Here is a 23,883-nt window from a genome sequence, read left to right as displayed (position 1 = left end):
CAGTCGGCCGAGCCCGTCAGGGGACTTTGACGGTCGTGGTGGGGTCGGGATCGGGGTCCTCGGTGCCGGGCCCGGGGCCGGGCGTCGTGGGATCCGGGTCGGGGTCCGGCGGCGGCTGGGTCGTGGTCTGGGTGGGCTGGGGGCCCGGGTTCGTGGGCGGCGGGTTCACCGGCGGGGGCGGCTGCCCGCCCGGGTCCTTGGTGGTGGTGGTCGGTTCCGGCTTCCCGGGATCCTGGCCGGGCTTGTCGGGCTTGCCGGGCTTATCGGAACCCTCGGAGGGCACGTCCTCGGGCTTCACGGTGGTGGTGACGACGACGGGGTTGCCGTTGCGGTCCCTGGTCGTGAACGTGGTGGTGGGAGCGGGGTCGGGCTTCTTCTTCCGGCCCTCCCCGACCTCCGCGGGGACATTGGGGTCGTCGGTCGGCCCGACGGTCGCGTCGGAGGAGGCGGTGGAGATCTTGTAGACGACGAAACCCGCGCCGCCCGCGGTGAAGACCGCGAAGGAGACGGCGGCGGCGGTGATGAACCACGGCACCTTGGCGGCGCGGCGGGCGCGCGCGTCGCGGCGCGGGTGCGGGTGGGCGCCCGTCACCGTGGCGGCCGAGGGCAGTTCGCCGCCGTTGCGGCGTGCCCACTCCTGCGGGCTGATGCCCACCGAGGTGGCGCCGGCGGGATCGAGCGAGGTGCGGTTGGGGTCCGCGCCGCCGGCCAGGTCGGCGCCGACGGTCAGCACCGCGGTGGTGGCGCCGGGCGGGACGCTGCCCGCCATGCCGTCGGGCACCGCGTCGGCGTGGCCGAGCAGCCGCATCAGCAGGTCGCGGGTGCGGGGCCGCGCGGCGGGGTCCTTCTCCAGGCAGTCCAGGATCAGCTCGCGCAGCGGCCCGTCGAGGCCGCCCAGGTCCGGCTCGTGGTTGGCGATCCGGTTGATCACGGCCATGATCGAGTCCTGGCCGAACGGCGGGCTGCCGGTGGCCGCGTAGACCATGGTGGAGGCCCAGCAGAACACGTCGCTGGCGGGCCCGACCTCGTCGCCCTCGACCTGCTCGGGGGACATGTAGGACGGGGTGCCGATCACCTTGCTGGTGAGCGTGGTGGAGGACGAGGCCGCCTTGGCGACCCCGAAGTCGATCACGCGGGGCCCGTCCGGGCCGAGCAGCACGTTGTGCGGCTTGAAGTCGCGGTGGATGATCCCGGCCTGGTGGATGGAGACCAGCGCGGTGGCGGTGCCGACGGCCAGCCGCTCCAGCTCCGCCCCCGCCAGCGGCCCGTCCTCCTGGACCCGCGCCTGCAGGCTGGGGCCCGGCACGTACTCGCTGACCGTGAAGAAGTGCTCGCCGTCCGCGCCCACGTCGTACAGGCGGGCGGTGCAGAAGGAGGCCACCTTCTTGGCGACCTCGACCTCGCGCAGGAACCTCGCCCTGGCCTTGTCGTCGGACTCCAGGTGCAGCAGTTTGATCGCGAACTGCTGCCCGCCGTCCGAGTGCCGGCCGAGGTACACCACGCCCTGGCCGCCCTCACCGAGGCGGCCTTCTATGTCGTACGGTCCCAGCCGTAGCGGATCACTAGATCTGAGTGCCGCCACCATCTCCAGCAATCCCCCGTCATTCCGGCTTCTGTGTGAAGGACATGAGCCTCTCGCCCGTCCGCGCCCCCGTCGGAAACACCCTTGTTTCGCATGGACTGTATAGCGGCGCGAGGCTTCCCTGCAGTAGAGGACGTTCCTATCGTTACTTGTCCGAAGCGGTCGTCAAGGTTCCCGGCCTCTTCCCCCCTCAGACGCGTTCGGGTGCCCCATCCGTTGCCCCGCCCCTCAAAGTCCCTTTCCGGCCCTGCTCAGAACAGGGATCACCGGACCGCGGCCGGAGGGTCTGTGATTTCCCTCACAACGCCCTCCGGGAGCGGCTTGGCTAGGGTCGGGACATGGCGGAGAGCACGGCGAGGGGCATCCGGAAGGAGCTCACCATCGGTGAGCTGGCCGAGCGCAGCGGAGTGGCCACCTCGACACTGCGCTTCTACGAGAAGGAGGGGCTGATCCACAGCCGCCGCACCAGCGGCAACCAGCGCCGGTACGGCAGGGACATGCTGCGGCGGGTCGCCTTCATCAAGGTCTCCCAGGGGGTCGGGATCTCCCTGTCGGACATCCGCGGGGCGCTGGCCGTCCTGCCCGAGGGCCGCACGCCCACCCGGGCGGACTGGGGGACCCTGTCGCAGGGCTGGGAGCGGGAGCTCACCGCGCGCATCACCGTGCTGATGCGGCTGCGCGACAACCTGACCGGCTGCATCGGCTGCGGCTGCCTGTCCCTCGACCTGTGCCCCCTGGTCAACCCGGGCGACGCCATGGCCGCGCAGGGCCCCGGCGCGCGCCTGCTCGCCGTCGTCGACCCGGCGGACGCGTCCGGGGCGCCGCAGGACTGCGAACCCGACTGCGTCCCGCCCGAGACCGAGCCCGAGTGCGCCCCGCCCGGGTCCGGCCCCGCCTGTTAGCGTCCGGGCCTGGTCAGCCGGTCGATCGCGGCGACCACCGCGGCGGTGTCGGCCAGCGTCGGCAGGACGACGTCGGCGCCCGCCGTGCGCAGTTCGGTCTCGGTGGCGCTGCCGGTGGCCACCCCCACGCAGCGGGCGCGGGCGATCTGCGCCGCCCGCACGTCCAGCGGGTGGTCGGCGATCAGCACGGTCGCGCCCTCCCCGATGGTCGTGCCGTGCTTGCCCGCCGCCTTGATGCGGGAGGTCTCGATGGTCGCCCCCTTGGGGTAGACCGGGGAGAAGTAGCCGCCGACGGCAAGGTCCAGGTGCCGGTCGAGCCCGAGCTCGGCGAGCTTGATCCGGGCGGTGGCCTCCAGCGAGCCGGTGAGCACCGACTGCACCGCTCCCGGCAGCCTGCCCGCGGCCTGCAGCGCCTCGGCCGACCCCGGCAGCACCCGCGCGTGCGCGCGCACCTTGTCGCGGCGGACGGCGAACGCCGTCTCCAGCGCCCGGGTGAAGGCGTCCAGGTGCTCGTCCTCGGTCTGGACGCCGTTGAACGCCAGCGTCTCGAAGATGATCTCCGATTCGGTGCGCCCCGCCGTCGGGGCCATCCTGACCATGGGCCTGCCGGTCACCGAGGTGAACGCCTCGGCATAGGCCTCCCGGGTCACCCGCCCCGCGTCGAGCAGGGTGTGGTCCAGGTTCCAGAGGATCAAACGGTCGCGGCGCACGCGCACATCGTAGGACGAAACCGGCCCGCCACCCATGGGCGAGCGGCTTCGTTTCTCGAGATCTCCGGACCGCCGGTCATCCCTGGTGCGGGTAGCGGTGGCCGGCGGGCGGCAGGAACGTCTCCTTGACGGTGCGGGCGTTGACCCAGCGGATCAGGTTGAAGATCGAGCCCGCCTTGTCGTTGGTGCCGCTGGACCTGGCCCCGCCGAACGGCTGCTGCCCCACGACCGCGCCGGTGGGCTTGTCGTTGATGTAGAAGTTCCCGGCGGCGAAGCGCAGCTTCTCGGCGGCGTGCGCGATCGCCGCCCGGTCCCGCGCCATGACCGCGCCGGTGAGCGCGTAGGCGGACGCCGACTCCATCTGGTCGAGCATCTCGGCGTACCGGCCGTCGTCGTAGACGTGCACGCCCAGGACCGGGCCGAAGTACTCCTTGGTGAACAGCTCGTCGGACGGGTCGTCGCAGGTGAGGACCGTGGGCCGGACGAAGTAGCCGTCGGTGTCGTCCGCCGTGCCGCCGGCGACCAGCCCGATCCCGTTCGTCCCGATCCGGTCCAGGGCGGCGCGCTGCTTGGCGAAGGCGCGGGCGTCGATGACCGCTCCCATGAACAACGACGGGTCCCGCGCCACGTCGCCCATCGTCAGCGACTCGGCGGCGTGGGCGAGGTCGTCCCCCATCCGGTTCCACAGCGAGCGCGGCACGTACGCGCGGGACGCCGCCGAGCACTTCTGGCCCTGGTACTCGAACGCGCCGCGCACCAGCGCGGTGACGAGCGCCTCCGGGTCGGCCGACGGGTGGGCCACCACGAAGTCCTTGCCGCCGGTCTCGCCGACCAGCCGGGGGTAGGAGCGGTATCCGGCGATGCCCGTCCCGACCGCCGACCACAACTTCTGGAAGGTGGCGGTGCTGCCGGTGAAGTGGATGCCGGCCAGGTCCGGGTGGGGCACCGCGACCTCGGCGACCGCCCGGTGGTCGCCGGTGACCAGGTTGACCACGCCGGGGGGCAGCCCCGCCTCCTCCAGCAGCCGCATGATGAAGTGCGCGGCGAACCCCTGGGTGTGCGAGGGCTTCCACACCACCGTGTTGCCCAGGAGCGCGGGCGCGGTCGGCAGGTTGCCGGCGATCGAGGTGAAGTTGAACGGGGTGATCGCCAGGACGAAGCCCTCCAGCGGCCGGTACTCCAGCCGGTTCCAGACGCCCGGCGAGGAGGCGGGCTGCTCGGCCAGCAGCCGCCGGGCGTAGGCGACGTTGAACCGCCAGAAGTCGATCAGCTCGCAGGCGGAGTCGATCTCGGCCTGGAAGGGGCTCTTGGACTGGCCGAGCACGGTGGCGGCGTTGAGCACCTGGCGCCAGGGCCCGGCCAGCAGCTCGGCCGCCCGCAGGAAGACCGCGGCCCTGTCCTCGAAGCTCAGCGCCCGCCAGCCCGGGGCGGCCTCGCCCGCCGCCCGGATCGCGTCGGCGACGTCCTCGGCCGTGGCGTTGCGCATCGTGCCCAGCACATGGCGGTGGTTGTGCGGCTCCACCACGTCGATCGGCTCGCCGCCGCCGAGCCGCTCGACGCCGCCGACCGTCATGGTGAGGTCCGGCCGGGCGCCGCCCAGCTCCTTGATCTTCTCTTCGAGCAGGACCCGCTCCGGGCTGCCCGGGGCGTAGGACTTCACCGGCTCGTTCACCGGCTCTGGAACGCTGGCCACCGCATCCATGGCTTCTCCGCGGGCTCTCGGCACGACGACGTCACCGTCGTCGTGCCCGCGGCCTCCCGTCCCGAACCCCGTCGCGGGCCCGGCGCCTCACGGCGGGCGCCTCACAGGGGGTCGGTCACGCCGCTCCCCAGCGGGGCGCCGTCCGGCAGGGAGACCGGCAGCCGCCCCTTCGGCGGGGTCCTGCCCGTCAGCACCCGGGCCAGCCCGCGCAGCGAGGCCGCGCTGCCGGAGTAGGTGGCCACCGAGGCGTGCGCGGGCCCGCCGTACCGCAGCGCGTACGGGCTGGCGATCGCGACGTAGACGACCTTGCGGTTCCCCGACGCCAGGTCCTTCAGCCGGTCCCGGGTGGCCGAGCCCGCCGACGTCACGACGACGACGCGGGTCTTGGCCGCCTGCTCCCCGGAGGTCCGCACGCCCTCCTTGCGCAGGGCCGCGGCGACCCTCTCCCGCTCCGGCCCCTCGACGTGGACCGGGCCCTTCAGCGGCAGGGCCGCGTCACGGTTGCCCACCACCGTCACGGCGTTCGTCGCCACCTGCTGCGCGGTCTGCCGGTTCGCGGCGCTCACCGCCTGGGCGGCGGTCGCGGGGTCGGCTCCGTCGTCGGTGAACAGGCCGCGGTTCTCCTTGAGCCGCAGGATCCGGGTGACGGCGTCGTCGAGCCTGGCCGCCGGGATCCGGCCGCTCTCGACCGCCTTGAGCACCTTGGCGTGCGCGGCGGCCAGGTCCGGCGGCATGAGCAGCAGGTCCGCCCCGGCCAGGACCGCCCGCACCGCGGCCTCCGGAGCGCCGCCGGGCACCTTCGCGCCGGCCATGCTCAGCGAGTCGGTGACGATCACGCCCTGGAAGCCGAGCCGCCCGCGCAGCAGCCCGGTGAGCACCTGCTCGGACATGGTGGCGGGCTTGCGCGAGGAGTCCAGGGCCGGGACGACCAGGTGCCCGGTCATGATCGCGTCGACCCCGGCGGTGATCGCCGCCTGGAACGGCGGGGCGTGCACCTCCTCCCACTTCTGCCGGGAGCTCTTGATCACCGGCAGGCCGGTGTGGCTGTCGACGTTCGTGTCCCCGTGCCCGGGGAAGTGCTTGGCCACCGCCGCGACCCCCGCGGCGCGGTAGCCCTCGACCGAGGCGGTGACCATCCGCCCGGCCAGCGCCGGGTCCGCGCCGAACGAGCGCACCCCGATCACCGGGTTGTCCGGGTTGACGTTCACGTCGGCGACGGGCGCGAAGTTCAGGTTGACGCCGGCCGCGCGCAGTTCCGCGCCGGTCGCCGCGGCCGCCGCGCGGGCCAGAGCGGCGTCACCGGTCGCCGCCAGCGCCATCGCGCCGGGGAAGTCCGTGGCGAACTTCGCGCGGGTGACCAGGCCCGTCTCCTCGTCCACGCCCAGCAGCAGCGGCACCCGGGAGGACGCCTGCAGGGCGTTCGACAGCTTCGCGGTCTCCTGCGGGCTGCTCAGGTTCCCCGGGAAGTAGATGAAGCCGCCCACCCTGTACTTCTTGGCGATCCTCTTGCCGTCGACGGCGTCGCGCACCGTCGGCATGAAGAGCTGGCCGACCTTCTCCCGCACGCTCATGCCCTGCAGCAGTTCCGCGGCGAGCGCTCCCGTCTGCTGCGTCCCCTCCTGCGCGGTGCTCTCCGGCGTCCCCGGAGCGGCGGGCGCGGCCGCCCGTTCGCTCTCGCCTCCCCCGGAGGAGCATCCGGCCAGCATGACTCCGCCCAGGACCAGCGCGATGATTCGTACCCCCATAAGCGGCGAGGGTAGCGCCACCCCGCACCCGCCCCGCCCTCCTCACACGCCGAACCGACCCGCCCTTTCCCTGATCAAGGCCCGCTGCCGGGCGACCGGCGGCCGCCCGGCCGCGCCCCCGGATCAGACCGCCAGCCTGCGGATGGCCATCCGGGCCGCCCCGGCGGCGCCGTCGCCCGCCCGGTGCGGCTCGATGCCGAACCGCTCCCGCAGCCCCTCGCCGACCAGCCGGGCGACCGGTCCCCGGCTCAGCACCGAACCGGCCATGACCACGGGCGCCGCCGGCGCGTCCGCCTCCGGCAGCGAGGGCCGCACGGCGTCGACGTCCATCAGCAGCCAGTCCGCCGCCTCCTCCACGATCTTCAGGGCCACCTCGTCCCCGGCCTCGGCGGCCTCGCTGACCACCGGCCCGAGCCGGCCGATCGCCGCGGGCGGGCGCCCGTACACCTCCTTGACGATCGCCTGGGAGAGCAGCGGCGAGTACGGCCGGGCCGGTCCGGCGGGCCGGCCCCGCCCGGCCATCGCCAGCCGGCGCGGCATGAGGTCGGCCAGCACCTCCGAGCCCAGCAGGGCCCGCGGGATCGTCTCGGCCAGCACGGTGGGCGCGCCCCTGCCGTCCATGGCCGACAGCGCGGCCTTGGCGCCGCGCCTGCCGATCCAGACGGCCGAGCCCTCGTCGCCCAGCAGGTAGCCGTAGCCGTCGGCGCGGCGCAGGATCTCGCCGTCGCTGATGACCGCCGCGCCCGCCCCGGTGCCGGCGAAGACCACGATCCCGCAGGAGGCCGCCGTCCCCGAGGCGAAGTTGATGGCGATGTCGGTGAAGACCTCCGGCTCCCCCCGCATGCCGAGCTCCCCCCACGCCTTGCGCGAGGCCGACAGCAGGAGCGGGCGCCCGGCGGCGCCCGCGCCCGCGATGCCGAAGACGCCGCCCGCCACCCTGGAACGGTCTACTCCCTCGGTGGCCTCGCTCAGCGCGGTGTACAGGGCGCTCTCCGGGTCGCCGCCGGAGTTGGGGTTGGCGCCCGGCCCGCTGCCCGTGCCGACGACCGTTCCGTCGAGTGTGGCCAGCGCGCACCGGGTATGGGTGCCTCCGGCGTCGACACCGATGACGTAGCGGTCGTGGGCGTCGTTGGGGGCGACCGAATCCAAGGTCAGGTCACGTCCGTAGAAACTTTGACGTTGACGCGACAAACCCCTTGTAAGAAACTTTCTTCCATGAGGAAACCCGAAGGTCAAGACACGGCGGGACACGCAGCACCTCCACTGAGCACGGTGGTCCGGGTCCGGTCACTGCTGCCCTCCCTCCCACCGGCCGAGCGGCGCGTGGCCCAGCGCGTGGTGGACGACCCGGAGGGGGTCGCGGCCTCCACCATCACGGAGCTCGCCCAGGCGTGCGGGACCTCGGAGACGACCGTCATCCGGTTCTGCCGCGCGATCGGCTTCACCGGGTATCCGGAACTGCGGCTGACGCTCGCCACCGAGGCGGGGCGCGCGCAGACCGCCTCCGGGGGCAGGGTGGTGGGCAGTGACATCGGTCCCGATGACACACTTGAGGATGTTGTTGAGAAGGTCACCTTCGCCGACGCCCGAGCGGTGGAGGAGACCGCGGCGCAACTGGACCTGAAGACACTGGAACGGGTGATCGACATGGTCGTGGCCGCCCGTCGCATCGACGTCTATGGAGTGGGCGCCAGTGCGTTCGTCGCGCTGGACTTCCAGCAGAAGCTGCACCGCATCGGACACACTTCCTATGCGTGGTCCGACGCCCACATCATGCTGACGAGTGCGGCGGTTCTCCAGCCGGGTGACGTAGCAGTCGGCATTTCGCACAGCGGGACGACCGTCGAAACGCTCGACGCGCTCGCGGTCGCCGCGGGCAGGGGCGCCACCACCGTCGCCCTCACCAACTTCCCCAGGTCGCCCATCGCGGAGATGGCCGACCTCGTCCTGACCACCGCGGCCCGCGAGACGACCTTCCGATCCGGCGCGACCGCCAGCAGGCTCGCCCAGCTCACCGTCATCGACTGCGTCTTCGTCGGGGTCGCGCGCAAGACCTACGAGCCCACCAGAGAGGCCCTGGAGGCCACCTACACCGCAGTGCACGGCCGCAGTGTCCGGCCAGAGAGGAAGAGGCGATGAGCGAGCTGCCCATCGATCTGCCCACGGAGCAGCGCAACCCGCGCACGCTCGACGTCGACACCCTGTCCACCCTCGAGGTCCTGCAGCGCATCAACACCGAGGACGAGCGCGCCCCCCGGGCGGTCGCCGAGGTGCTGCCGCAGGTGGCCGAGCTCGCCGACCTCGCCGTCGAGGCGCTGCGCAGGGGAAGGCGCGTGCACTACTTCGGGGCCGGGACGTCCGGCAGGCTCGGCTTCATCGACGCCGCCGAGCTCCCGCCCACCTACGGGACGCCGCCGGAGTGGGTCGTCGCCCACCACGCGGGCGGCTCCGAGGCGTTGTCGAACGCGGTGGAGGGCGTCGAGGACGACGTCTCGCTGGGCGCGCGCGACGCGGCGGGCGTACGCGCGGGGGACCTCGTCATCGGCATCGCCGCCAGCGGCACCACCCCCTACGTGGTGGGCGCGCTGCGGCACGCCGCGTCGGTCGGCGCCGCCACCGGCCTGATCTCGGCCAACCCGTCGTCGTGGTTCGGCCGCGAGGTGGACGTGCACGTCGGGCTGGCCACCGGGCCCGAGGTGATCAGCGGCTCCACCCGGATGAAGGCCGGCACCGCCACCAAGATGGTGCTCAACGCCTTCTCCACGACCGTGATGATCCGGCTCGGCCGCACCTACTCCAACCTCATGGTCAGCGTGAACGCGCTCAACTCCAAGCTGCGCCGCCGGCTGATCCGCATCCTGGTGGAGGCCACCGGCCTCGACGCCCGCACCTGCGAGCACGCCCTGGCCGAGGCGGGGGGCGACACCAGGGTCGCGCTGATCACCCTGCTCGCCGACACGACCCCGGCCCGCGCCGCCGCCGCCCTCGAGGAGGCGGGCGGCGCGGTGCGCGAGGCGCTCCTGCTGCTCGAGGGCGCTCAGGAGAGGTACGGCCTCAGCTCCTGACGCGCCACGGTGCGCACGTGCACCTCGTCCGGACCGTCGAAGATCCGCATCGCCCTGGCCCAGGTGTACATGGCGGCGAGCGGGGTGTCGTCGCTGACGCCCGCACCGCCGTGAACCTGGATCGCCCTGTCCAGCACCTCGAACGCCACCCGCGGCGCGATCACCTTGATCGCCGCGATCTCCGTCCGGGCCCCCTTGGCGCCGTGCCTGTCGATCAGCCACGCGGTCTTGAGGGTGAGCAGCCGGGCCTGCTCGATCGCCATGCGCGACTCGGCGATCTGCTGCTGCACCACACCCTGGGAGGCCAGGGGCCTGCCGAACGCCACGCGCTCGGCGGCCCGCCTGCACATCAGCTCCAGCGCGCGCTCCGCCATGCCGATCGCCCGCATCGCGTGGTGGATCCGGCCGGGCCCCAGCCGGGCCTGGGAGATCGCGAACCCGTCGCCCTCTTCGGCGATGAGGTTGCCCACCGGTACTCGGACGTCCTCGAACCGCAGTTCGCAGTGGCCGTGCTGGTCGTGGCGGCCGAAGACCGGCAGGTCCCGCACGACGGTGAAGCCCGGGGTGTCCCGGGGCACCAGGATCTGCGACTGCTGGCGGTGCTTGGGGGCGTCCGGGTCCGTCTTGCCCATGACGATGAAGATCTTGCAGCGCTCGTCGGCGGCGCCGGTGATCCACCACTTGCGCCCGTTGATGACGTACTCGTCACCCTCGCGGACGATGCTGGTGGTGATGTTGGTGGCGTCGGAGGAGGCCACGTCCGGCTCGGTCATCGCGAACGCCGAGCGGATCTCGCCGTCGAGCAGCGGCTGCAGCCAGGTCCGCTTCTGCTCCTCGGTGCCGAACATGTGCAGGACTTCCATGTTCCCGGTGTCGGGAGCCTGGCAGTTGAGCGCCTCGGGGGCGATGTCGGGACTGCGGCCGGTGAGCTCGGCCAGCGTGGCGTACTCCACGTTGCTCAGCCCGCCGAGGTCGGGCAGGAAGAGGTTCCACAGCCCCCGCTTGCGCGCCTCCACCTTGAGTTCCTCGACGACCGGCGGCAGCTTGTGCGGGTCGTTGACCGACCGCCACTCGTGGTAGGTCTTCTCGGCCGGATACACGTGGGAGTCCATGAACTCCTGCAGGTTGGCCAGGTGGTCGCGCGCCTTCGGGCTGAGTTCGAAGTCCATGGCCCACAGTGTCGCAGACCCCCGTCAGGACTCACTTACAAGGGCTGCCCGTACGATGCGGGCATGACCCTCCGCGGCGTGATCACCGACTGGGGCGGGGTGCTGACCGAGCCCCTCGCCGAAGCGACCCGCAAGTGGGTGGCGCTCGAACGCATCGACGCCTCCACCTACCGGGAGACCATGCGCTCCTGGTTCACCGCCGCCTACGCGGGCGGCGCCACCGAGAACCTCATCCACCGGCTCGAGGACGGCTCGCTGGAGCCCGCGGAGTTCGAACGGCTCCTGGCCGCCGAGCTCCGCCTCATCGACGGCTCCCCCGTCTCCCCCGACGGGCTCCTGGACCGCATGTTCGCCGAGTTCGCCCCCGTCGACTCGATGTACGACGCCATCCAGGCCTGCCGCACCCGGGGGTTCCGCACGGCCCTGCTGTCCAACTCCTGGGGCAACACCTACCCGCGGGAGCGCTGGACCGACCTGTTCGACGCCATCGTCATCTCCGGCGAGGTGCGCATGCGCAAGCCGTCGCCGGAGATCTTCCACCACGCGCTGGAGGCCCTCGGCCTGGCCGCCGCCCAGTGCGTGTTCATCGACGACATCGAGCAGAACATCGAGGCGGCCGAGAGCCTCGGCATGGTCGGCCTGCACCACACCGACCCCGCCAAGACCCGCGCCGCCCTCTCCGACCTCCTGCAAGTCGAGTTGTGACGCGCTCCCCGCCGGTCACCGGCGGGGAGACCGGCGTGCCACACTGAGTGAATGCGCGTCTACCTGCCCTCCACGCTGCCGCTCCTGGCCCAGGCACTGGCCGACGGCGAGCTGACCGTCCACCACGCCTTCGCGGTCACCCCCGCCCTGCGCGAGTGGTACGCCGACGGCGACACCGAGGAGCTGGAGTACGCCGCCATGCTGGCGGCCGCCCGCGCCGGCCTCCGCCTGCTGGCCGGCGCCCCCGACGCCCCGCCCCGCCGCGTCGTCCTGGCCGCCGAGGTCCCCGACGGCTCCGTCGCCTACGAGGGCGGCTACGAGAACCTCGGCGAGGCCGACCGCGCCCAGGTCCGCCTGCGCGACACCGTCCCCCTGAAGAAGATCGTCTCCGCCCACGTCGACGACCCCGAGGCCGCCCCCGACATCCTCGCCGCCGCCAAGGCCCTCGGCGCCGCCGACCAGGGCGACCTCGACGCCCAGTTCACCGTCGACGGCGCCGAAGGCCACGAACTCATGTGGTACGCCACCCAGGAGCTCCCCGACCTGTTCTGACCGCCGTCAGTCTCCGAACAGATCGGCTCCTGGCACCGGCTTCGGATCGCCGGGACGCGATGAGACCAGCAGCGTGACGGTGTCCGAACTGAAGGGCCACGCGTCGGTGACCCTCCGCCCGCCGGACGGCCGCCAGGACGGATCGACCTCGTAGGCCGTACCGGAGCCGTCCGGCTGGAACTCATCGATGTGGAAGGCCGTCTTCAGGCCACGCTCCCGCAGCAATGCCGTGGCGTCCCGGACGCTCCGCCCGATCAGCCGCAGCCCCGGCACGGGCTCGCGGCCGAGACCCGGAGAGCCGTCGGCGTAGCGCTCCCCCGGACGCGCCTCGCGGCCCAGCCAGACCTGCCAGCGCATGCTTTCCGCGTCACCGCTGACGGTCATCGTCAGCGGGCACTCGGGCCGGTCCGCGGGGCAGTCGCTGACGGAGAAGCTGTTCGTCCGCCCTTCCGGCACGCTTCCGCGGCCTTCTTTCATCATCACCTGGATGACCCGGCGCTCCCTCCGCGGCGAGACGGGCACGATCCGCAGATCGATGTCCAGCCCCACCTTCGCGAAGGCGCGGCCGAACTCCCCCGGGTCGGCGTAGGCGTCCTTGATCTCCACACGCCAGGTCCCGTTCCCGCGCTCGATCCGCATCGCCGCGTTGGCGTAGTCGCGCAGAGGCTCCGGGCCCAGGGCGGGCACCACGAGGACCGCGGTCGTGACCGCCGCAGTGCCCGCCAACGCCCCGAACACGAGCCTGCGGCCCCTGGTCCCGCGGCGGGGCGCCGCCGCCGGCCCGGTGATCTCGGCCATGAGCCGCGCCCGCGCCGCCTCCTCGGCCCGCGCGGACATGGCGGCCCGGTCGGCGCGCAGTTCCTTGAGCAGGGTGATCTCGTCCATGATCAGTTCTCCTCCCGAGTGGGGTCGGCGCCGCCGAGCGCCTCGCGGAGTCTGCGGCGGGCGCGGTGCAGCCGCGAGCGCACGGTGCCCAGGGGGATGTCCAGTGCCTGAGCGGTCTCCCCATAGCTGAGATCGGCCCAGGCGACCAGCAGCAGCACGTCGCGGTCCCCGCGGGGCAGGCGGGCGAGCGCTCCGGCGAGAGTGCGCTCCTGGGCTCCGGCCGCGACCCGCCGCACCACGGTCTCGGCCATCGGCTCGGGGAGGGGGTCGGTCCCGGTCCGCTGGAGCGCCCGCAGGAACCGCTCCTCGCTCCGCCGATGGCGGGCCATGAGCGTGGTGGCGATCCCGTAGAGCCAGGGCCTGGCCAGTGTGCGCGCCGGATCGTAGGTCTCCCGCCGCCGGAAGGCGATGAGGAACGTCTCCCCCACGATGTCGTCGGCGAGCTGCGTTCCCAGCCTCCGGCTCACGTACCGGTGCACCTGGCGCGCGTACCGGTCGAACAGCACCGCGAAGCGTTCCGGTTCGTCCAGGGAGGACCGGATGATCTCCCCGTCGCCGGCCTCGATCAGCTCGGCGTCCACCGCCGTCATCCCGGTCGTCTCATTCCGCTCTCCGCTCTGAAGGCCAAGGTTTCACCCCCTTGTCTCCCGATGCGGCCTTCCGGGTTCTCACCCTGCGCCGGGCGCTGCCTCATTCCTCCGCGGAGAGGCCGGCGTACTCTCGCAGCCTTTCGGGAGCGAGAACCACGGTCCGCCGCCGGCCCGTCCGGATGGCGCCCTGCTCCCGCCAGTTCCGGAACGCCCGCGAGACCGTCTCCTTGGACGTGTCCGCACAGCTCGCGAGTTCGGCCTGGGAGAGGGCGGGGATCTCCACGCCACCGGTCACGACGGGAACCCCGCTCCCCTCGATGAGGCTCAGCACGAACCGTGCCAGACGCTTCGTCCCGTCCTGGGTGCCGTTCTCCACGATCCGCCGCGTGGTCTGCTCAAGCCGGCCGTTCATCGTGGCGAGCACCTTGTCCCAGGCCCCCTCGTGTTCACGGAGGAAGTGCTGGAATCTGTCGGCCGAGACGGAAAGGGCGGAGACGGGACGCAGCGCGGTGACGGTGGCGGACCTGACGCCTCCGGAGATCGTCCCGATCTCACCGATCAGTTCACCGGGGCCGCGCACCGCGACCACGGTCTCCTGGCCCTCGGCATTCCTGACGCAGATCTTCGTCCAGCCGTTTCGGATGACCAGTACGTGCTCCGCGGACTCGCCCTGGTGACAAAGGTGGTCGCCCTGGCGGAACCTCCGGGTCCGCCCCAGCCGGAGCAGATGTTCCTGCTGCTGCTCATTGATATCCGACCAGAATCCCGGTAGACCCCCGGATTGGGGACGCGGTTCTGTCTCCTTTTCGGTCACGACAGAAACGGAAAACCCTTCGGATTCCCGATCGGACTCGACGGCATTTCGTACCGGCTGGAGGCCGGAGGGCGGCTCCGACCACTGGCCGTAGTCCACGAGCCGGTCCAGGTCAACCACCGTGTAGGACCTTCTACCGTGCCGTACGAATCCTCTGCGGTTGAGGAATGTCAGCGCCCGGGCGACGGATTCACGGGACGTTCCCACCAGCTGCCCGAGCTCGTCCTGCGTCAGCGGAACAGGAATACGTATGTTCTGGCCGCTCTGCTCTCCATGCCGCACGGCGAGCTCGGCCAGGAGCCATGCGACCCGCTGGGCGGCCTCCCCGCCCGCGACGGCGGCCGACCTCCTGTCCGCCTCGGCGAGCCGCTCGATCAGCACCTCGCCCACCACCCGGTGCAGTGTCGGGTCGGCCGTGAAGAGCCTGGAGGTCTGCGTGGCCGACACGGACAGCACCTCCATCTCGGTGAGCGCGAGCAGCCGTTCGTGCCCCGCGAGGGTGGGCAGCATCGGCAGGTCCCCGATCAGATCACCGATTCCATGAACACGCAGGACGGTGTCGTCACGCCCCGGCATCCGTGTCACCGACTTGGCCCAGCCCCTGACCACGATCGTCAGCGGCGCCTCCACCGTGGTCCGCAGGACCGGACTGCCTCCCGGAGCGATCCGGCGGATCGCCCCGAGCGCGTGGAGATCCCGCCTCTGTCTCGGATTCAGGCGGTTCCAGAACCTGCCCGGGAGAGACCGGGCAGGTTCCGGGATCGCGGGGGATCCCTCCACCGGGTCAGACGCCGTACATCGCAAGGAGGACGGGTGTGGACGCCGCGATGACGGCCGTCACCGCGGCGAGGAAGCCTGCCCACCGGGGCTCGGCCCCGGACACGGAGTGCGTGAGCAGGCAACCGACGAGAAGGATGAGCAGCAGGATCAGAAACGTTCGGGAAAAGGGCGGCTCCACGCCGTCCGAAGGTCTGGACAAAGGCTCTCCTCATGAGTTCTCGGCTGGGGACACGGACTTGGTTCGCCTTCGGACTCGACGGATCCGGGACCGGAGAAGACCGGGTGGAAGTTCCCGAACCCATCTTGCCGATGGAACTGATTCGGAGAATACGGGACCATGTGTCGGACGAAAAGGGCCCCGAACAAGAAAAGGGCGATAGGACGGTGGCGGACTTCCACATCCGCACGTACCGCCTATCGCACCGGGCGCCGTGTCCCCAGCCAGGAACCCGAACGCCTTCCGGTCAAGGATGCCCCCATCGGGAGGGAACCCGTACGGCGCATGCCACTGTTCTTATCCGTCATTTGACGGATTCAATTCCGAGCGGAATCCGTCCGCCCCCCGGAACACCTGGGGGCCTTCGGACCGCCCTCCGGGAGGAGGCCTGCTCCTCGCCGTGGCGCCGAGGCCTCGCCGGCAGCCGAACGCGTACCGGATCCCGCCCCGCGGAGGACGGGGGCGCACAAGAGCACCTGAGACTCGACCATCCATGTTCTCTATTTTCAGAATATTATTCTCGGCATGGGTGAACAGGGTCGCACCGAGGGTGGGCGCGGGCGGGTGACGTTGGCGGAGCGGGCGGTGCGGCGGCGGGTGGCCTCGGTGGAGGAGACCGCGCAGGCGGATGTGCGGGCGCTGATGGAGGCCGGGCTGGCGCTGATGGTCGCGGGGGGCGGGAAGAAGGGGCCCCGGGTCGCCGACATCGTGGCGGCGGCGGGGCTGTCCAACGACTCGTTCTACCGGTACTTCGCGGGCAAGGACGCGCTGGTGGCGGCGATCGTCGAGCAGGGGGCGCGGACGGTCGCGGGGTACGTGCGGCACCGGATGGACACGGGGGCGGGGGCCGCGGAGCGGGTGCGGGCCGGGGTGGCCGCGATCATGAAGCAGGCGTGCGACGCGGAGCTGGCGGCCGAGACGCGGGCGGTGCTGAGCAACGCCGCGAGCCTGTCGGCGGGGAGCCGGCACATGTCGGTCGCGCTCGCGGAGTCCCTGGCCGAGTCGTTCGCCGGGCCCGTGGCCGAGCTGGGGGCGGCGGATCCCGTGCGGAGCGCCAGGACCGTGGCCACGACGGCGGTCGCCGCCATGCAGTACTACCTGTTCAAGGAAGAGGTCCCGGGCGAGGAGGACCTGGAGCACCTCGTCTCGTTCCTGCTCGCGGGCATCGCGCCCGCCTCGCGCTGACCCGTCCGGTCGCGTTCACCTCTCCGCCTCTTCGTGTGCGCCGCAGCACGCCCTGGCATCCCTCCGCCCTCGTTCAGAACATCCTTTCTGGATTCGAGAATGACATTCTGCTAGCTTTCGAACATCATTCTTGATGGGAGGAGGCCGCATGTGGGACTTCAGCACCGAACCCGACTTCCAGGCCAGGCTCGACTGGGCCGATCAGTTCGTGCGGGAGGAGGTCGAGCCGCTCGACCTGCTGTTCCCCGGCACCACCGAGCCGTACGACAGGCAGAGCAGGGTCTTCCTGGAGATCGTCCGGCCGCTGCAGGCACGGGTGAGGGAGCAGGGGCTGTGGGCCGCGCACCTGTCCCCCGAGCTCGGCGGCATGGGGATGGGGCAGGTCAAGCTGGCGCTGCTCAACGAGATCCTCGGCCGGTGCATGTGGGCGCCCATGGTGTTCGGCACCCAGGCTCCCGACTCGGGCAACGCCGAGATCCTGGCGCACTACGGCACCGAGGAGCAGCGCCGCGAGTTCCTGGAGCCGCTGCTGGACGGGCGCATCGTCTCGACGTACGCGATGACCGAACCGACCGGCGGCGCCGACCCCGGCGGCTTCACCTGCCGCGCCGTGCGCGACGGTGACGAGTGGGTGATCGACGGCGAGAAGTGGTTCGCGTCCAACTACCCCCACGCCGCCTTCGTCATCGCCATGGTCGTCACCGATCCGGACGTCCCCGTCCACAAGGGCTCGTCGATGTTCCTCATTCCCAAAGGCACCCCGGGCATGGATCTGGTGCGCGGCACCGGCCTGGCCGGCGAGCCCCTGGGCGAGGGCGGGCACGGCTACCTGCGCTTCACCGGCTGCCGGGTGCCGGCCGAGAACCTGCTCGGCGAACCCGGCCGGGGCTTCGCCATCGCCCAGACGCGCCTCGGCGGCGGGCGCCTGCACCACGCGATGCGCGCCGTCGCCCAGTGCCGGCGCGCCCTGGAGATGATGAGCGAGCGCATCGTCAGCCGCCGCACCCGCGGCGGCCCCCTGTCGGACCAGCAGGCCGTCCGGCAGCAGCTCGCCGACTCCTGGATCCAGCTGGAGCAGTTCCGGCTCCAGGTGCTGCACGCGGCCTGGCAGGTCGACCGGGCCAACGCCACCGGCGAGCGCGAGCACGCCAGGGCCGCGCGCCTGCACATCTCCGCGGTCAAGGCGGCCACGCCCAAGACGCTCGTCGACATCTCCTACCGCACCATCCACCTCCACGGCGCCCTCGGCGTCTCCAACGAGCTCCCGCTGATGCGCCTGTGGCAGAGCGGCCCCACGCTCGGCATCGCGGACGGCCCCACCGAGACCCACAAGGACGTCGTCGCCCGGCTCCTGCTCCAAGAGGCCGAACCCGCCGAGGACCGGCTCTTCGGCTCCCACCACGTTCCCACCCGCCTGGAGGCGGCCCGCGAGAAGTACGCCGACCAGCTGAAGAAGATCGAGGAGAAGGCATGAGCCCCGCCGAGCCGATCGTCGACCTCGACCGCCTCAACCGGTGGCCCGGCCTCGCCGGGCTGCCCGGCGACGGCCCGGTCGAGTCCCTCACCCCGCTGAAGGGCGGCGCGCAGAACCTGCTCTTCACGATGCGCCGCGCCGACGGCGCCGAGCTGGTGCTGCGCCGTCCGGGCCGGTACTCCGCCGAGAGCCCGGCCTCCTCCTTCGAACGGGAGAGCCGCGTCCTGACCGCGCTGGCCGGCACGGACGTCCCCCATCCCCGGCTGTACGCGAGCTGCCTGGACGACTCCGTCATCGGGGCGCCGTTCTCCGTCCTGGAGAAGATCAACGGCTTCATGCCCAGGGGCGACCTGCCCGGACGGTACGCCACCGACGCCTCCTGGCGGCGCGCGGTGTCGTTCGACCTGGTCGCCTCGGCCGCCAGGCTGGGCTCGGTCGACCCGGACGCAATAAGGCTCACCGGTCTCAGCCGCACCGAGGGCTGGACGCAGCGCCAGACCCCCCGTTACCTGAGGATGCTCGAGGGCTACCGGGAGAACGCCGAATACCGTGAGAACGAGGCTCCCGCCGTCGCCCGGGTGGGCGAGTGGCTCCAGAAGAACCCGCCGCCCACCACGCACATCGGCGTCGTCCACGGCGACCTGCAGTTCGCGAACGTGATGTACGCCCACGACGCCCCGAGGGTCGCGGGGATCGTGGACTGGGAGATGGCCTCCCTGGGCGACCCTCTTCTGGACCTCGCCTGGATCCTCACCGCCTGGCGCGAGGAGGGCGACCCTCCCGGCAGCGCACCCCAGATGCAGCCGTGGGAGGACATGCCCACCCGTGCCGAGCTCGTCGCCCATTACGCCGGGCTGACCGGCAGGGACGTCTCGTACTTCCCCTGGTTCCAGGTCCTGGCGTGCTTCCGCCTGGCCGCCCTCCTGGAGGGCAGCTACTTCCGCGCCCTCAACGGACGGATGGACCGCCGCATGGGCGAGGGCCTGCACTCCTACGCGGGCTGGATCTGGTCACTGGCGACACGATGGATCGACCAGGCCTGACCGCCCCCGATCACCGCGGGACGTGCGCGCGGACGCGTCCCGCGGGCTTCATCGGGGCGGCGGCCCGCACACCGCCGAGCCGGCGGCTGCGCAGGAATCGACACGGGCCCGGCCCTGATCACCGCAGGACGTGCGCGTGGACGCGTCCCGCGGTCACAGGCCGAGGGTCTCCAGTGCGGGGAGGGCGGCGCGGGCGGCCCGGCGGGCCTGGGTCTCGGTGCGGGCGGCGCGGGCCGCGGCGGCCGCGGCGCGGCACTCGTCCAGGGTGTGGGCGGCCAGGGCGGCGCGGACCAGGGGCAGGGACGGCGCGCTCATCGACAGGCTGGTGACGCCGAGTCCGGCCAGCACGCAGGCCATGATCGGGTCGGCCGCGGCCTCGCCGCACACCCCGCAGCCCTTGCCGGCGCCGACGGCCGCCTCGGCCGCGAAGGCCATGAGGTCCAGCAGGGCGGGGCGCCACGGGTCCTGCAGCCGGGTGAGGCTGGTGACCTGGCGGTCCACCGCGAAGACGTACTGGGCCAGGTCGTTGGTGCCGAGGCTGAAGAAGTCGACCTCCTCGGCGATGTCGCGGGCGCGGATGGCGGCGGCGGGGACCTCGATCATGATGCCCGCCTGGGTGAGCCCGGCCTCCCGGCAGGCGGCGGTGAACACCCGCGCCTCCTCGGCGTCGGTGACCATCGGCGCCATCACGCGCAGGCGGTCGGCGGGCAGCCCCTCGGCCGCCTTGGCCAGGGCGCGCAGCTGGCCGCGCAGCACGTGCGGGTGGCGGCGCAGCAGGCGCAGGCCGCGTTCGCCCAGCGCGGGGTTGGGCTCGACCGCGGCCGGGGGCAGGAACGGCAGCGGCTTGTCCGCCCCCGCGTCCAGGACCCGCACCACGACGCGCGGGAAGGCCTCCAGCACCTCGCGGTAGGCGGCGATCTGCTGCTCCTCGGTGAGGGGGACCTCGCGGTCGAGGAAGAGGTACTCGCTGCGGAAGAGGCCGACGCCCTCGGCTCCGCTGGCCAGGGCGCGGTCGACGTCCTTGGGGCCGCCGATGTTGGCCAGCAGCGGGACCGGGTGGCCGTCCTTGGTGCGGCCGGGGCCGGTGGCGCTGCCGACGGCCTCGGCGCGGGCGCGTTCGGCCGCCTTGGCCCGGCGGATCTGCTCGTCCTCCGGGTCGACGGTCAGCCGGCCGGAGGCCCCGTCGACCAGGACGCGCTCGCCGTCCTTCAGCTCCAGCACGCCGGGGCAGGAGACGATGGCGGGGATGCCCATGGCGCGGGCGAGGATCGCGGTGTGCCCGATCGGGCCGCCCTCCTCGGTCACGAACGCCACGACCTGCCGCGGGTCGAGCAGCGCGAGGTCGGCGGGGGCGAGGTCCTGGGTGATGAGCACGTACGGTTCGTCGGACTCGGGCGCCCCGGGGACGGCGAGCGACATCAGCCGGGCCACGGCGCGGTCGCGCACGTCGTCCAGGTCGCTCACCCGGGCGGACATGTAGTCGCTCGCCCCGGACAGGAGCTCCCGGTAGAAGCCGAAGGACTCGTAGACGGCGCGGGCGGCGGTGAGCCCCGCGGAGATGCCGATCCTGATCTCGCCGGCCAGGTCGGGGTCGCGGGCCATCAGGGCCTGGGCGGCCAGCATGTCCTTGGCCTCGCCGCCGGCGGCCTGCGCCCGGGACTCCAGCTCGCGTCCGACCGCCTCCAGCGCCTCCAGGGCGCGGGCCGTCTCGGCGACGGGGTCGCCGGAGAAGGGGTCGGCGGGCGGCTCGGGCACCGTGCCGCTCACGACGCGGACGGGACCGACTCCTACGCCGGAGCTGACTCCCGTTCCGAGGAGCTCACGCATTCGTCTCCGAGAACTGCGTGAACAGGCTCGCCAGACGGTCCAGGACCTCCTCCGCGCCCTCGCCTTCGGCGCACAGCCGCAGGTGCTCGCCCGGACGCGCGTCCAGGGCCAGCACGGCCAGGATGCTCTTGGCGTTGACCAGCTCTCCCGTGTGACGCCCCACACTCACCTCGACCGGACACTGGGCGGCGGCCTTCACGAACTCCGCCGCCGGCCGGGAGTGCAGGCCGACCATCGACTCGACTCTCACCAGACGCTCAGCCATGATCCTCCTTCAAGGTGGATTGTTCCAGAGAGCCGGTCCGCTCCCGGCCGGAACAGCGGGAAATCTTGCTTACTGGTAAACCAGGCTATACACCGGTTTGGGTCACTTTATTCAAACCACGGGGTACGTCCGGATTAATCCCAAGCCTGCGTGCCAATCGCTCTACCACCAGTTGACCCGGGACGATCAGACCCAGGGGCGCCGTCCACTCCGGCAGCGCCGGGCCCGGCAGCGCCAGCGAGGACGCCCCCGCCAGCGCGGGGCCGCCGCCGATCCCGTAGGCGCGCGCCCCGGCCTCGGCCACCCGGGCCGCCAGCGCCGCCGTGCCCGCCATGACCGGGCTGCCTGCCGCGCCCAGCACGATCGCCGGGGTGTTCTCGTCCACGACCGCGATGGGGCCGTGCAGGAGGTCGGCGTACGACAGGCCCATGGCGTGCAGGTAGCAGGCCTCCTTGAGCTTGAGCGCCAGCTCCAGCGCGGTGCCGAAGGCCAGGCCGCGCGCCGAGACGACGACGCCCTGCACCCGGGCCAGCTCCTCGACGATCAGGGGCAGCTCCTCGGCCGCCTCCGTGGCCTCGATCAACCGCTCGATCTCGTCGGGCACCCGCGCCAGGTCGGCCGGGTCCACGTCGGCGCCCAGGCCCGCGCCCAGCACCGCCAGCGCGGCCAGCTGGGTGGTGTAGGTCTTGGTCGCCGGGACCGCCAGCTCGTCGCCCGCCTCGGTGAGCAGCGCCACGTCCGCGGCCTCGGCCAGCGGGGAGCCGTGCCCGTTGGTCACCGCCACGGTCCTGGCGCCGCAGTCGCGCGCCCAGGCCATGGTCTCGACGATCTCCTCGGTCCTGCCCGACTGGCTGATCGCCACCGCGAGCACGCCGTCCAGGTCGATCCGGCTGCGGTAGGTGGTGGCGATGGACGGCGCGGCGAGGGACGCCAGCCGCCCGGTCCGCGACTCCACCAGGTAGCGCCCGTAGACGGCCGCGTTGTCGGAGGAGCCCCGGGCCACGAACAGCACCTGGCGGGTGCCGGCGGCCAGCTTCTCCAGTTCCGCGATCCGCGGGAGCAGGGAGCCGATGGTCGCGCGCAGCGCCTCCGGCTGCTCGCCGATCTCGTGCCTCATCCGACTGGGCATGGGGTCCCTTCCCTTGAACTTCTTTGACCGGATTTAGCCGGTCTAGTCCGGACCATACCAGTATGGACTCTACCGTTATGGAAACATGACCTCAAAGGCCCTTCTCTCACGAGGTGGTAAAGACTTGGCCGCCATCGACGCCTCCAGCCCGGTGCCGAAGTACGTCCAGCTCCGCGGTCTCCTCCTCGACCTGATCGAGGAGTCGGAACTCGGGGTCGACGCCCCCATGCCGTCCGAACGCGAGCTGTGCCACAGCTACGGCCTGTCCCGGATGACCGTCCGCCAGGCGGTGGACCAGCTGGTCGCCGAGGGCAGGCTGTACCGGGTGCCGGGCAAGGGCACCTTCGTCGCCCGTCCCAAGATCGACATGCCGCTGCGGCTGAGCTCCTCCTTCACCGAGGAGATGAAGGCGCGCGGCATGGTGCCCGGCTCCGTGGACCTGGACCAGCGCACCCTCCCCGCCGCGGGGCACGTCGCCAAGGGCCTCGGCCTCGCGCCCGGCGCCCCCGTGCACATCATCGAGCGGCTGCGCACCGCCGACGGCACCCCCATGGCCCTGGAGCGCTGCCACATCCCCGCGGCCCTGGCCCCCGACCTCCTGGCGGTCCGCTCCCCCGGCCAGTCCCTCTACGACCTGCTGGAGCACCGCTACGGCGTCGTCTTCGACTCCGGCGACCAGACCGTCGAGGCCGGCATCGCCACCCCCGGCGACGCCGACCTCCTCCACCTCCCCCACGGCAGCCCGGTCCTGCTCCTGCGCCGGCGCTCCTACCAGAACTCCACCTGCGCCGAGCTCACCGAGTCCGCCTACCGCGCCGACCGCTACCGGCTCCACACCAGCCTCGTCCGCTCCCGCTGACCCGGCCGCCGGACGGCCCGCGGCCCCGGCATGACGCGGAATTTACCGAGCGCCCCGTATCACGGGGCCGCCTCGGGGCCTCTGTCAGATGCGCGCACAGGGCGCGCGTCGAGAGGAGGTCGCATGCCGCGTCCGCGCGTGGTCCGGCTGGTGTCGGTCATGGACGTCACGGCCAGGGAGGACTGGACGCCCGAGACCGGGGGGAGCCTGGCCTTCAAGCCGTATCCGTGCGAGGAGCAGGCCAGGGGCGCCCCCGGCGGCGTCGAGGCGCTCGGGCCCGCCGCCGACCGGGTGATCTGGGTCGCCGCCGAGGTCTTCGCCGGCCGCCGCCCCTTCCAGCAGCTGGCGTCCCTGGCCACCGCCGAGCTGGCCGGGGCCCTCACCCGCCAGGCGTCCCGCCCCCGCGACCGCCTCCCGATCCGCCCCGGCGCCCCCCGCATCCGCAACCGCCGCATCCAGGAGCCGCGCGACGGCGTCGCCGAGATCACCGCCACCGTCGTGATCGGCGGCCGCATCCAGCCCATCGCCCTGCGCCTGGTCCTCCTGCGCGGCCGCTGGAAGTGCGCGGCCCTGGAGACCGTCATCCCCTCCTGAGCCCCGCCGGGAGAACCGGCGCGGAAGGCGGGACCGCCGCGCTCGGCCCGGTCCGCCAGGGCCGGGTGCGGACCGCCGTGGACGCGGAG

Annotated in this window: 23 protein-coding genes; 10 read left to right on the top strand and 13 right to left on the bottom strand. The window is 72.4% G+C overall.

Translation table 11 applies throughout. The features are described 5' to 3' along the window. Nucleotides 1-16: 16 nt before the first annotated feature. A complete protein-coding gene (locus C2865_RS41350; protein ID WP_269802698.1) occupies nucleotides 17-1,585 on the bottom strand; it encodes a serine/threonine-protein kinase in 1,569 nt (522 codons plus the stop codon). Between the two features lie 335 nt (nucleotides 1,586-1,920). Here C2865_RS41350 and soxR point away from each other — a divergent pair, with 335 nt between their 5' ends. Continuing rightward, a complete protein-coding gene (soxR, locus tag C2865_RS07560) occupies nucleotides 1,921-2,484 on the top strand; it encodes a redox-sensitive transcriptional activator SoxR (protein ID WP_106397645.1) in 564 nt (187 codons plus the stop codon). Here soxR and C2865_RS07555 read toward each other — a convergent pair. The 4 genes from C2865_RS07555 to C2865_RS07540 all read right to left on the bottom strand — a co-directional run bounded on the left by C2865_RS07555 (nucleotide 2,481) and on the right by C2865_RS07540 (nucleotide 7,790). After that, the gene (locus C2865_RS07555; protein WP_232835444.1) at nucleotides 2,481-3,194 is read right to left on the bottom strand and encodes an HAD family hydrolase; all 714 of its coding nucleotides are present in this window, start codon (nucleotides 3,192-3,194) and stop codon (nucleotides 2,481-2,483) included. The two genes, soxR and C2865_RS07555, sit on opposite strands and share 4 nt — an antisense overlap. A gap of 76 nt (nucleotides 3,195-3,270) precedes the next feature. Beyond that, nucleotides 3,271-4,896, bottom strand: a complete 1,626-nt coding sequence (gene pruA, locus C2865_RS07550) for an L-glutamate gamma-semialdehyde dehydrogenase (protein WP_106397643.1) — start codon at nucleotides 4,894-4,896, stop codon at nucleotides 3,271-3,273. A gap of 101 nt (nucleotides 4,897-4,997) precedes the next feature. Next, complete coding sequence (locus C2865_RS07545) at nucleotides 4,998-6,641, bottom strand: glycoside hydrolase family 3 protein (RefSeq protein WP_106397642.1); 1,644 nt, start codon at nucleotides 6,639-6,641, stop codon at nucleotides 4,998-5,000. Nucleotides 6,642-6,764: 123 nt separating this feature from the next. Beyond that, nucleotides 6,765-7,790: an N-acetylglucosamine kinase gene (locus tag C2865_RS07540; protein WP_106397641.1), complete on the bottom strand. Its 1,026-nt coding sequence runs from the start codon at nucleotides 7,788-7,790 to the stop codon at nucleotides 6,765-6,767. A 66-nt stretch (nucleotides 7,791-7,856) separates the two neighbouring features. On the opposite strand from C2865_RS07540, the gene C2865_RS07535 reads away from it, so the two are divergent. Together C2865_RS07535 and murQ are read left to right on the top strand one after the other, a co-directional pair. After that, nucleotides 7,857-8,780: a MurR/RpiR family transcriptional regulator gene (locus C2865_RS07535; RefSeq protein ID WP_106397640.1), complete on the top strand. Its 924-nt coding sequence runs from the start codon at nucleotides 7,857-7,859 to the stop codon at nucleotides 8,778-8,780. Next, nucleotides 8,777-9,706, top strand: a complete 930-nt coding sequence (murQ, locus tag C2865_RS07530) for an N-acetylmuramic acid 6-phosphate etherase (protein ID WP_106397639.1) — start codon at nucleotides 8,777-8,779, stop codon at nucleotides 9,704-9,706. The genes C2865_RS07535 and murQ overlap by 4 nt, the downstream gene beginning before the upstream one ends. On the opposite strand, the gene C2865_RS07525 is transcribed toward murQ, so the two are convergent. Next, a complete protein-coding gene (locus C2865_RS07525) occupies nucleotides 9,679-10,875 on the bottom strand; it encodes an acyl-CoA dehydrogenase family protein (protein WP_106397638.1) in 1,197 nt (398 codons plus the stop codon). The two genes, murQ and C2865_RS07525, sit on opposite strands and share 28 nt — an antisense overlap. 63 nt (nucleotides 10,876-10,938) lie before the next feature. Here C2865_RS07525 and C2865_RS07520 point away from each other — a divergent pair, with 63 nt between their 5' ends. Together C2865_RS07520 and C2865_RS07515 are read left to right on the top strand one after the other, a co-directional pair. After that, entirely contained in the window at nucleotides 10,939-11,580 is a 642-nt protein-coding gene (locus tag C2865_RS07520) for an HAD family hydrolase (protein ID WP_106397637.1), read from the top strand. A 51-nt stretch (nucleotides 11,581-11,631) separates the two neighbouring features. Further along, nucleotides 11,632-12,132, top strand: a complete 501-nt coding sequence (locus tag C2865_RS07515; protein WP_106397636.1) for a DUF6912 family protein — start codon at nucleotides 11,632-11,634, stop codon at nucleotides 12,130-12,132. 6 nt (nucleotides 12,133-12,138) lie between these two features. Here the strand turns inward: C2865_RS07515 and C2865_RS07510 are convergent, their stop codons facing one another. The 4 genes from C2865_RS07510 to C2865_RS39260 all read right to left on the bottom strand — a co-directional run bounded on the left by C2865_RS07510 (nucleotide 12,139) and on the right by C2865_RS39260 (nucleotide 15,400). Next, nucleotides 12,139-13,017, bottom strand: coding sequence for a PASTA domain-containing protein (locus C2865_RS07510; RefSeq protein ID WP_106397635.1), 879 nt, complete (start codon nucleotides 13,015-13,017; stop codon nucleotides 12,139-12,141). A 2-nt stretch (nucleotides 13,018-13,019) separates the two neighbouring features. Continuing rightward, entirely contained in the window at nucleotides 13,020-13,607 is a 588-nt protein-coding gene (locus C2865_RS07505; RefSeq protein WP_106397634.1) for an RNA polymerase sigma factor, read from the bottom strand. 100 nt (nucleotides 13,608-13,707) lie between these two features. After that, nucleotides 13,708-15,051 (bottom strand): Crp/Fnr family transcriptional regulator, encoded by a 1,344-nt coding sequence (locus C2865_RS07500; RefSeq protein ID WP_106397633.1) that lies wholly within the window; start codon nucleotides 15,049-15,051, stop codon nucleotides 13,708-13,710. 154 nt (nucleotides 15,052-15,205) lie between these two features. After that, nucleotides 15,206-15,400, bottom strand: a complete 195-nt coding sequence (locus C2865_RS39260) for a hypothetical protein (protein ID WP_157963606.1) — start codon at nucleotides 15,398-15,400, stop codon at nucleotides 15,206-15,208. Nucleotides 15,401-15,943: 543 nt separating this feature from the next. Between C2865_RS39260 and C2865_RS07495 the strand changes: the two genes are divergently transcribed. The 3 genes from C2865_RS07495 (at nucleotide 15,944) to C2865_RS07485 (ending at nucleotide 19,120) form a co-directional block, all read left to right on the top strand. Beyond that, nucleotides 15,944-16,603 (top strand): TetR family transcriptional regulator, encoded by a 660-nt coding sequence (locus C2865_RS07495; protein WP_157963605.1) that lies wholly within the window; start codon nucleotides 15,944-15,946, stop codon nucleotides 16,601-16,603. Nucleotides 16,604-16,751: 148 nt separating this feature from the next. After that, nucleotides 16,752-18,077, top strand: coding sequence for an acyl-CoA dehydrogenase family protein (locus C2865_RS07490; protein ID WP_106397631.1), 1,326 nt, complete (start codon nucleotides 16,752-16,754; stop codon nucleotides 18,075-18,077). Further along, nucleotides 18,074-19,120, top strand: coding sequence for a phosphotransferase family protein (locus C2865_RS07485; RefSeq protein ID WP_106397630.1), 1,047 nt, complete (start codon nucleotides 18,074-18,076; stop codon nucleotides 19,118-19,120). Before C2865_RS07490 ends, C2865_RS07485 begins: the two co-directional genes overlap by 4 nt. 153 nt (nucleotides 19,121-19,273) lie before the next feature. Here C2865_RS07485 and ptsP read toward each other — a convergent pair whose 3' ends face one another. The 3 genes from ptsP to C2865_RS07470 form a co-directional block, all read right to left on the bottom strand. Then, nucleotides 19,274-20,947 (bottom strand): phosphoenolpyruvate--protein phosphotransferase, encoded by a 1,674-nt coding sequence (gene ptsP / locus C2865_RS07480; RefSeq protein WP_106397629.1) that lies wholly within the window; start codon nucleotides 20,945-20,947, stop codon nucleotides 19,274-19,276. Next, nucleotides 20,940-21,212 (bottom strand): HPr family phosphocarrier protein, encoded by a 273-nt coding sequence (locus tag C2865_RS07475; RefSeq protein ID WP_106397628.1) that lies wholly within the window; start codon nucleotides 21,210-21,212, stop codon nucleotides 20,940-20,942. The genes ptsP and C2865_RS07475 overlap by 8 nt, the downstream gene beginning before the upstream one ends. Before the next feature lie 85 nt (nucleotides 21,213-21,297). Next, nucleotides 21,298-22,341, bottom strand: coding sequence for an SIS domain-containing protein (locus C2865_RS07470; RefSeq protein WP_232835443.1), 1,044 nt, complete (start codon nucleotides 22,339-22,341; stop codon nucleotides 21,298-21,300). A gap of 124 nt (nucleotides 22,342-22,465) precedes the next feature. Here C2865_RS07470 and C2865_RS07465 point away from each other — a divergent pair, with 124 nt between their 5' ends. Both C2865_RS07465 and C2865_RS07460 read left to right on the top strand, forming a co-directional pair. Further along, the gene (locus tag C2865_RS07465; RefSeq protein ID WP_232835442.1) at nucleotides 22,466-23,200 is read left to right on the top strand and encodes a GntR family transcriptional regulator; all 735 of its coding nucleotides are present in this window, start codon (nucleotides 22,466-22,468) and stop codon (nucleotides 23,198-23,200) included. Between the two features lie 123 nt (nucleotides 23,201-23,323). Next, nucleotides 23,324-23,794 (top strand): Rv3235 family protein, encoded by a 471-nt coding sequence (locus C2865_RS07460; RefSeq protein WP_106397625.1) that lies wholly within the window; start codon nucleotides 23,324-23,326, stop codon nucleotides 23,792-23,794. Nucleotides 23,795-23,883: the final 89 nt, after the last annotated feature.

The sequence above is a fragment of the Actinocorallia populi genome (genome assembly GCF_002995495.1).
Lineage (GTDB): Bacteria > Actinomycetota > Actinomycetes > Streptosporangiales > Streptosporangiaceae > Actinocorallia > Actinocorallia populi.
The sequence above is the reverse complement of the archived record's forward strand: the minus strand, read 5'-3'. Positions and strand labels throughout refer to the sequence as shown.

Coding starts and splice junctions, on each gene's coding strand:
- pruA (WP_106397643.1), bottom strand. CDS start 4,896: ATGGATGCGGTGGCCAGCGTTCCAGAGCCGGTGAACGAGCCGGTGAAG.
- ptsP (WP_106397629.1), bottom strand. CDS start 20,947: ATGCGTGAGCTCCTCGGAACGGGAGTCAGCTCCGGCGTAGGAGTCGGT.
- C2865_RS07515 (WP_106397636.1), top strand. CDS start 11,632: ATGCGCGTCTACCTGCCCTCCACGCTGCCGCTCCTGGCCCAGGCACTG.
- C2865_RS07475 (WP_106397628.1), bottom strand. CDS start 21,212: ATGGCTGAGCGTCTGGTGAGAGTCGAGTCGATGGTCGGCCTGCACTCC.
- C2865_RS07535 (WP_106397640.1), top strand. CDS start 7,857: ATGAGGAAACCCGAAGGTCAAGACACGGCGGGACACGCAGCACCTCCA.
- soxR (WP_106397645.1), top strand. CDS start 1,921: ATGGCGGAGAGCACGGCGAGGGGCATCCGGAAGGAGCTCACCATCGGT.
- C2865_RS07545 (WP_106397642.1), bottom strand. CDS start 6,641: ATGGGGGTACGAATCATCGCGCTGGTCCTGGGCGGAGTCATGCTGGCC.
- C2865_RS07495 (WP_157963605.1), top strand. CDS start 15,944: ATGGGTGAACAGGGTCGCACCGAGGGTGGGCGCGGGCGGGTGACGTTG.
- C2865_RS07490 (WP_106397631.1), top strand. CDS start 16,752: ATGTGGGACTTCAGCACCGAACCCGACTTCCAGGCCAGGCTCGACTGG.
- C2865_RS07470 (WP_232835443.1), bottom strand. CDS start 22,341: ATGCCCAGTCGGATGAGGCACGAGATCGGCGAGCAGCCGGAGGCGCTG.
- C2865_RS07510 (WP_106397635.1), bottom strand. CDS start 13,017: ATGGACGAGATCACCCTGCTCAAGGAACTGCGCGCCGACCGGGCCGCC.
- C2865_RS41350 (WP_269802698.1), bottom strand. CDS start 1,585: ATGGTGGCGGCACTCAGATCTAGTGATCCGCTACGGCTGGGACCGTAC.
- C2865_RS07485 (WP_106397630.1), top strand. CDS start 18,074: ATGAGCCCCGCCGAGCCGATCGTCGACCTCGACCGCCTCAACCGGTGG.
- C2865_RS07505 (WP_106397634.1), bottom strand. CDS start 13,607: ATGACGGCGGTGGACGCCGAGCTGATCGAGGCCGGCGACGGGGAGATC.
- murQ (WP_106397639.1), top strand. CDS start 8,777: ATGAGCGAGCTGCCCATCGATCTGCCCACGGAGCAGCGCAACCCGCGC.
- C2865_RS07460 (WP_106397625.1), top strand. CDS start 23,324: ATGCCGCGTCCGCGCGTGGTCCGGCTGGTGTCGGTCATGGACGTCACG.
- C2865_RS07525 (WP_106397638.1), bottom strand. CDS start 10,875: ATGGACTTCGAACTCAGCCCGAAGGCGCGCGACCACCTGGCCAACCTG.
- C2865_RS07520 (WP_106397637.1), top strand. CDS start 10,939: ATGACCCTCCGCGGCGTGATCACCGACTGGGGCGGGGTGCTGACCGAG.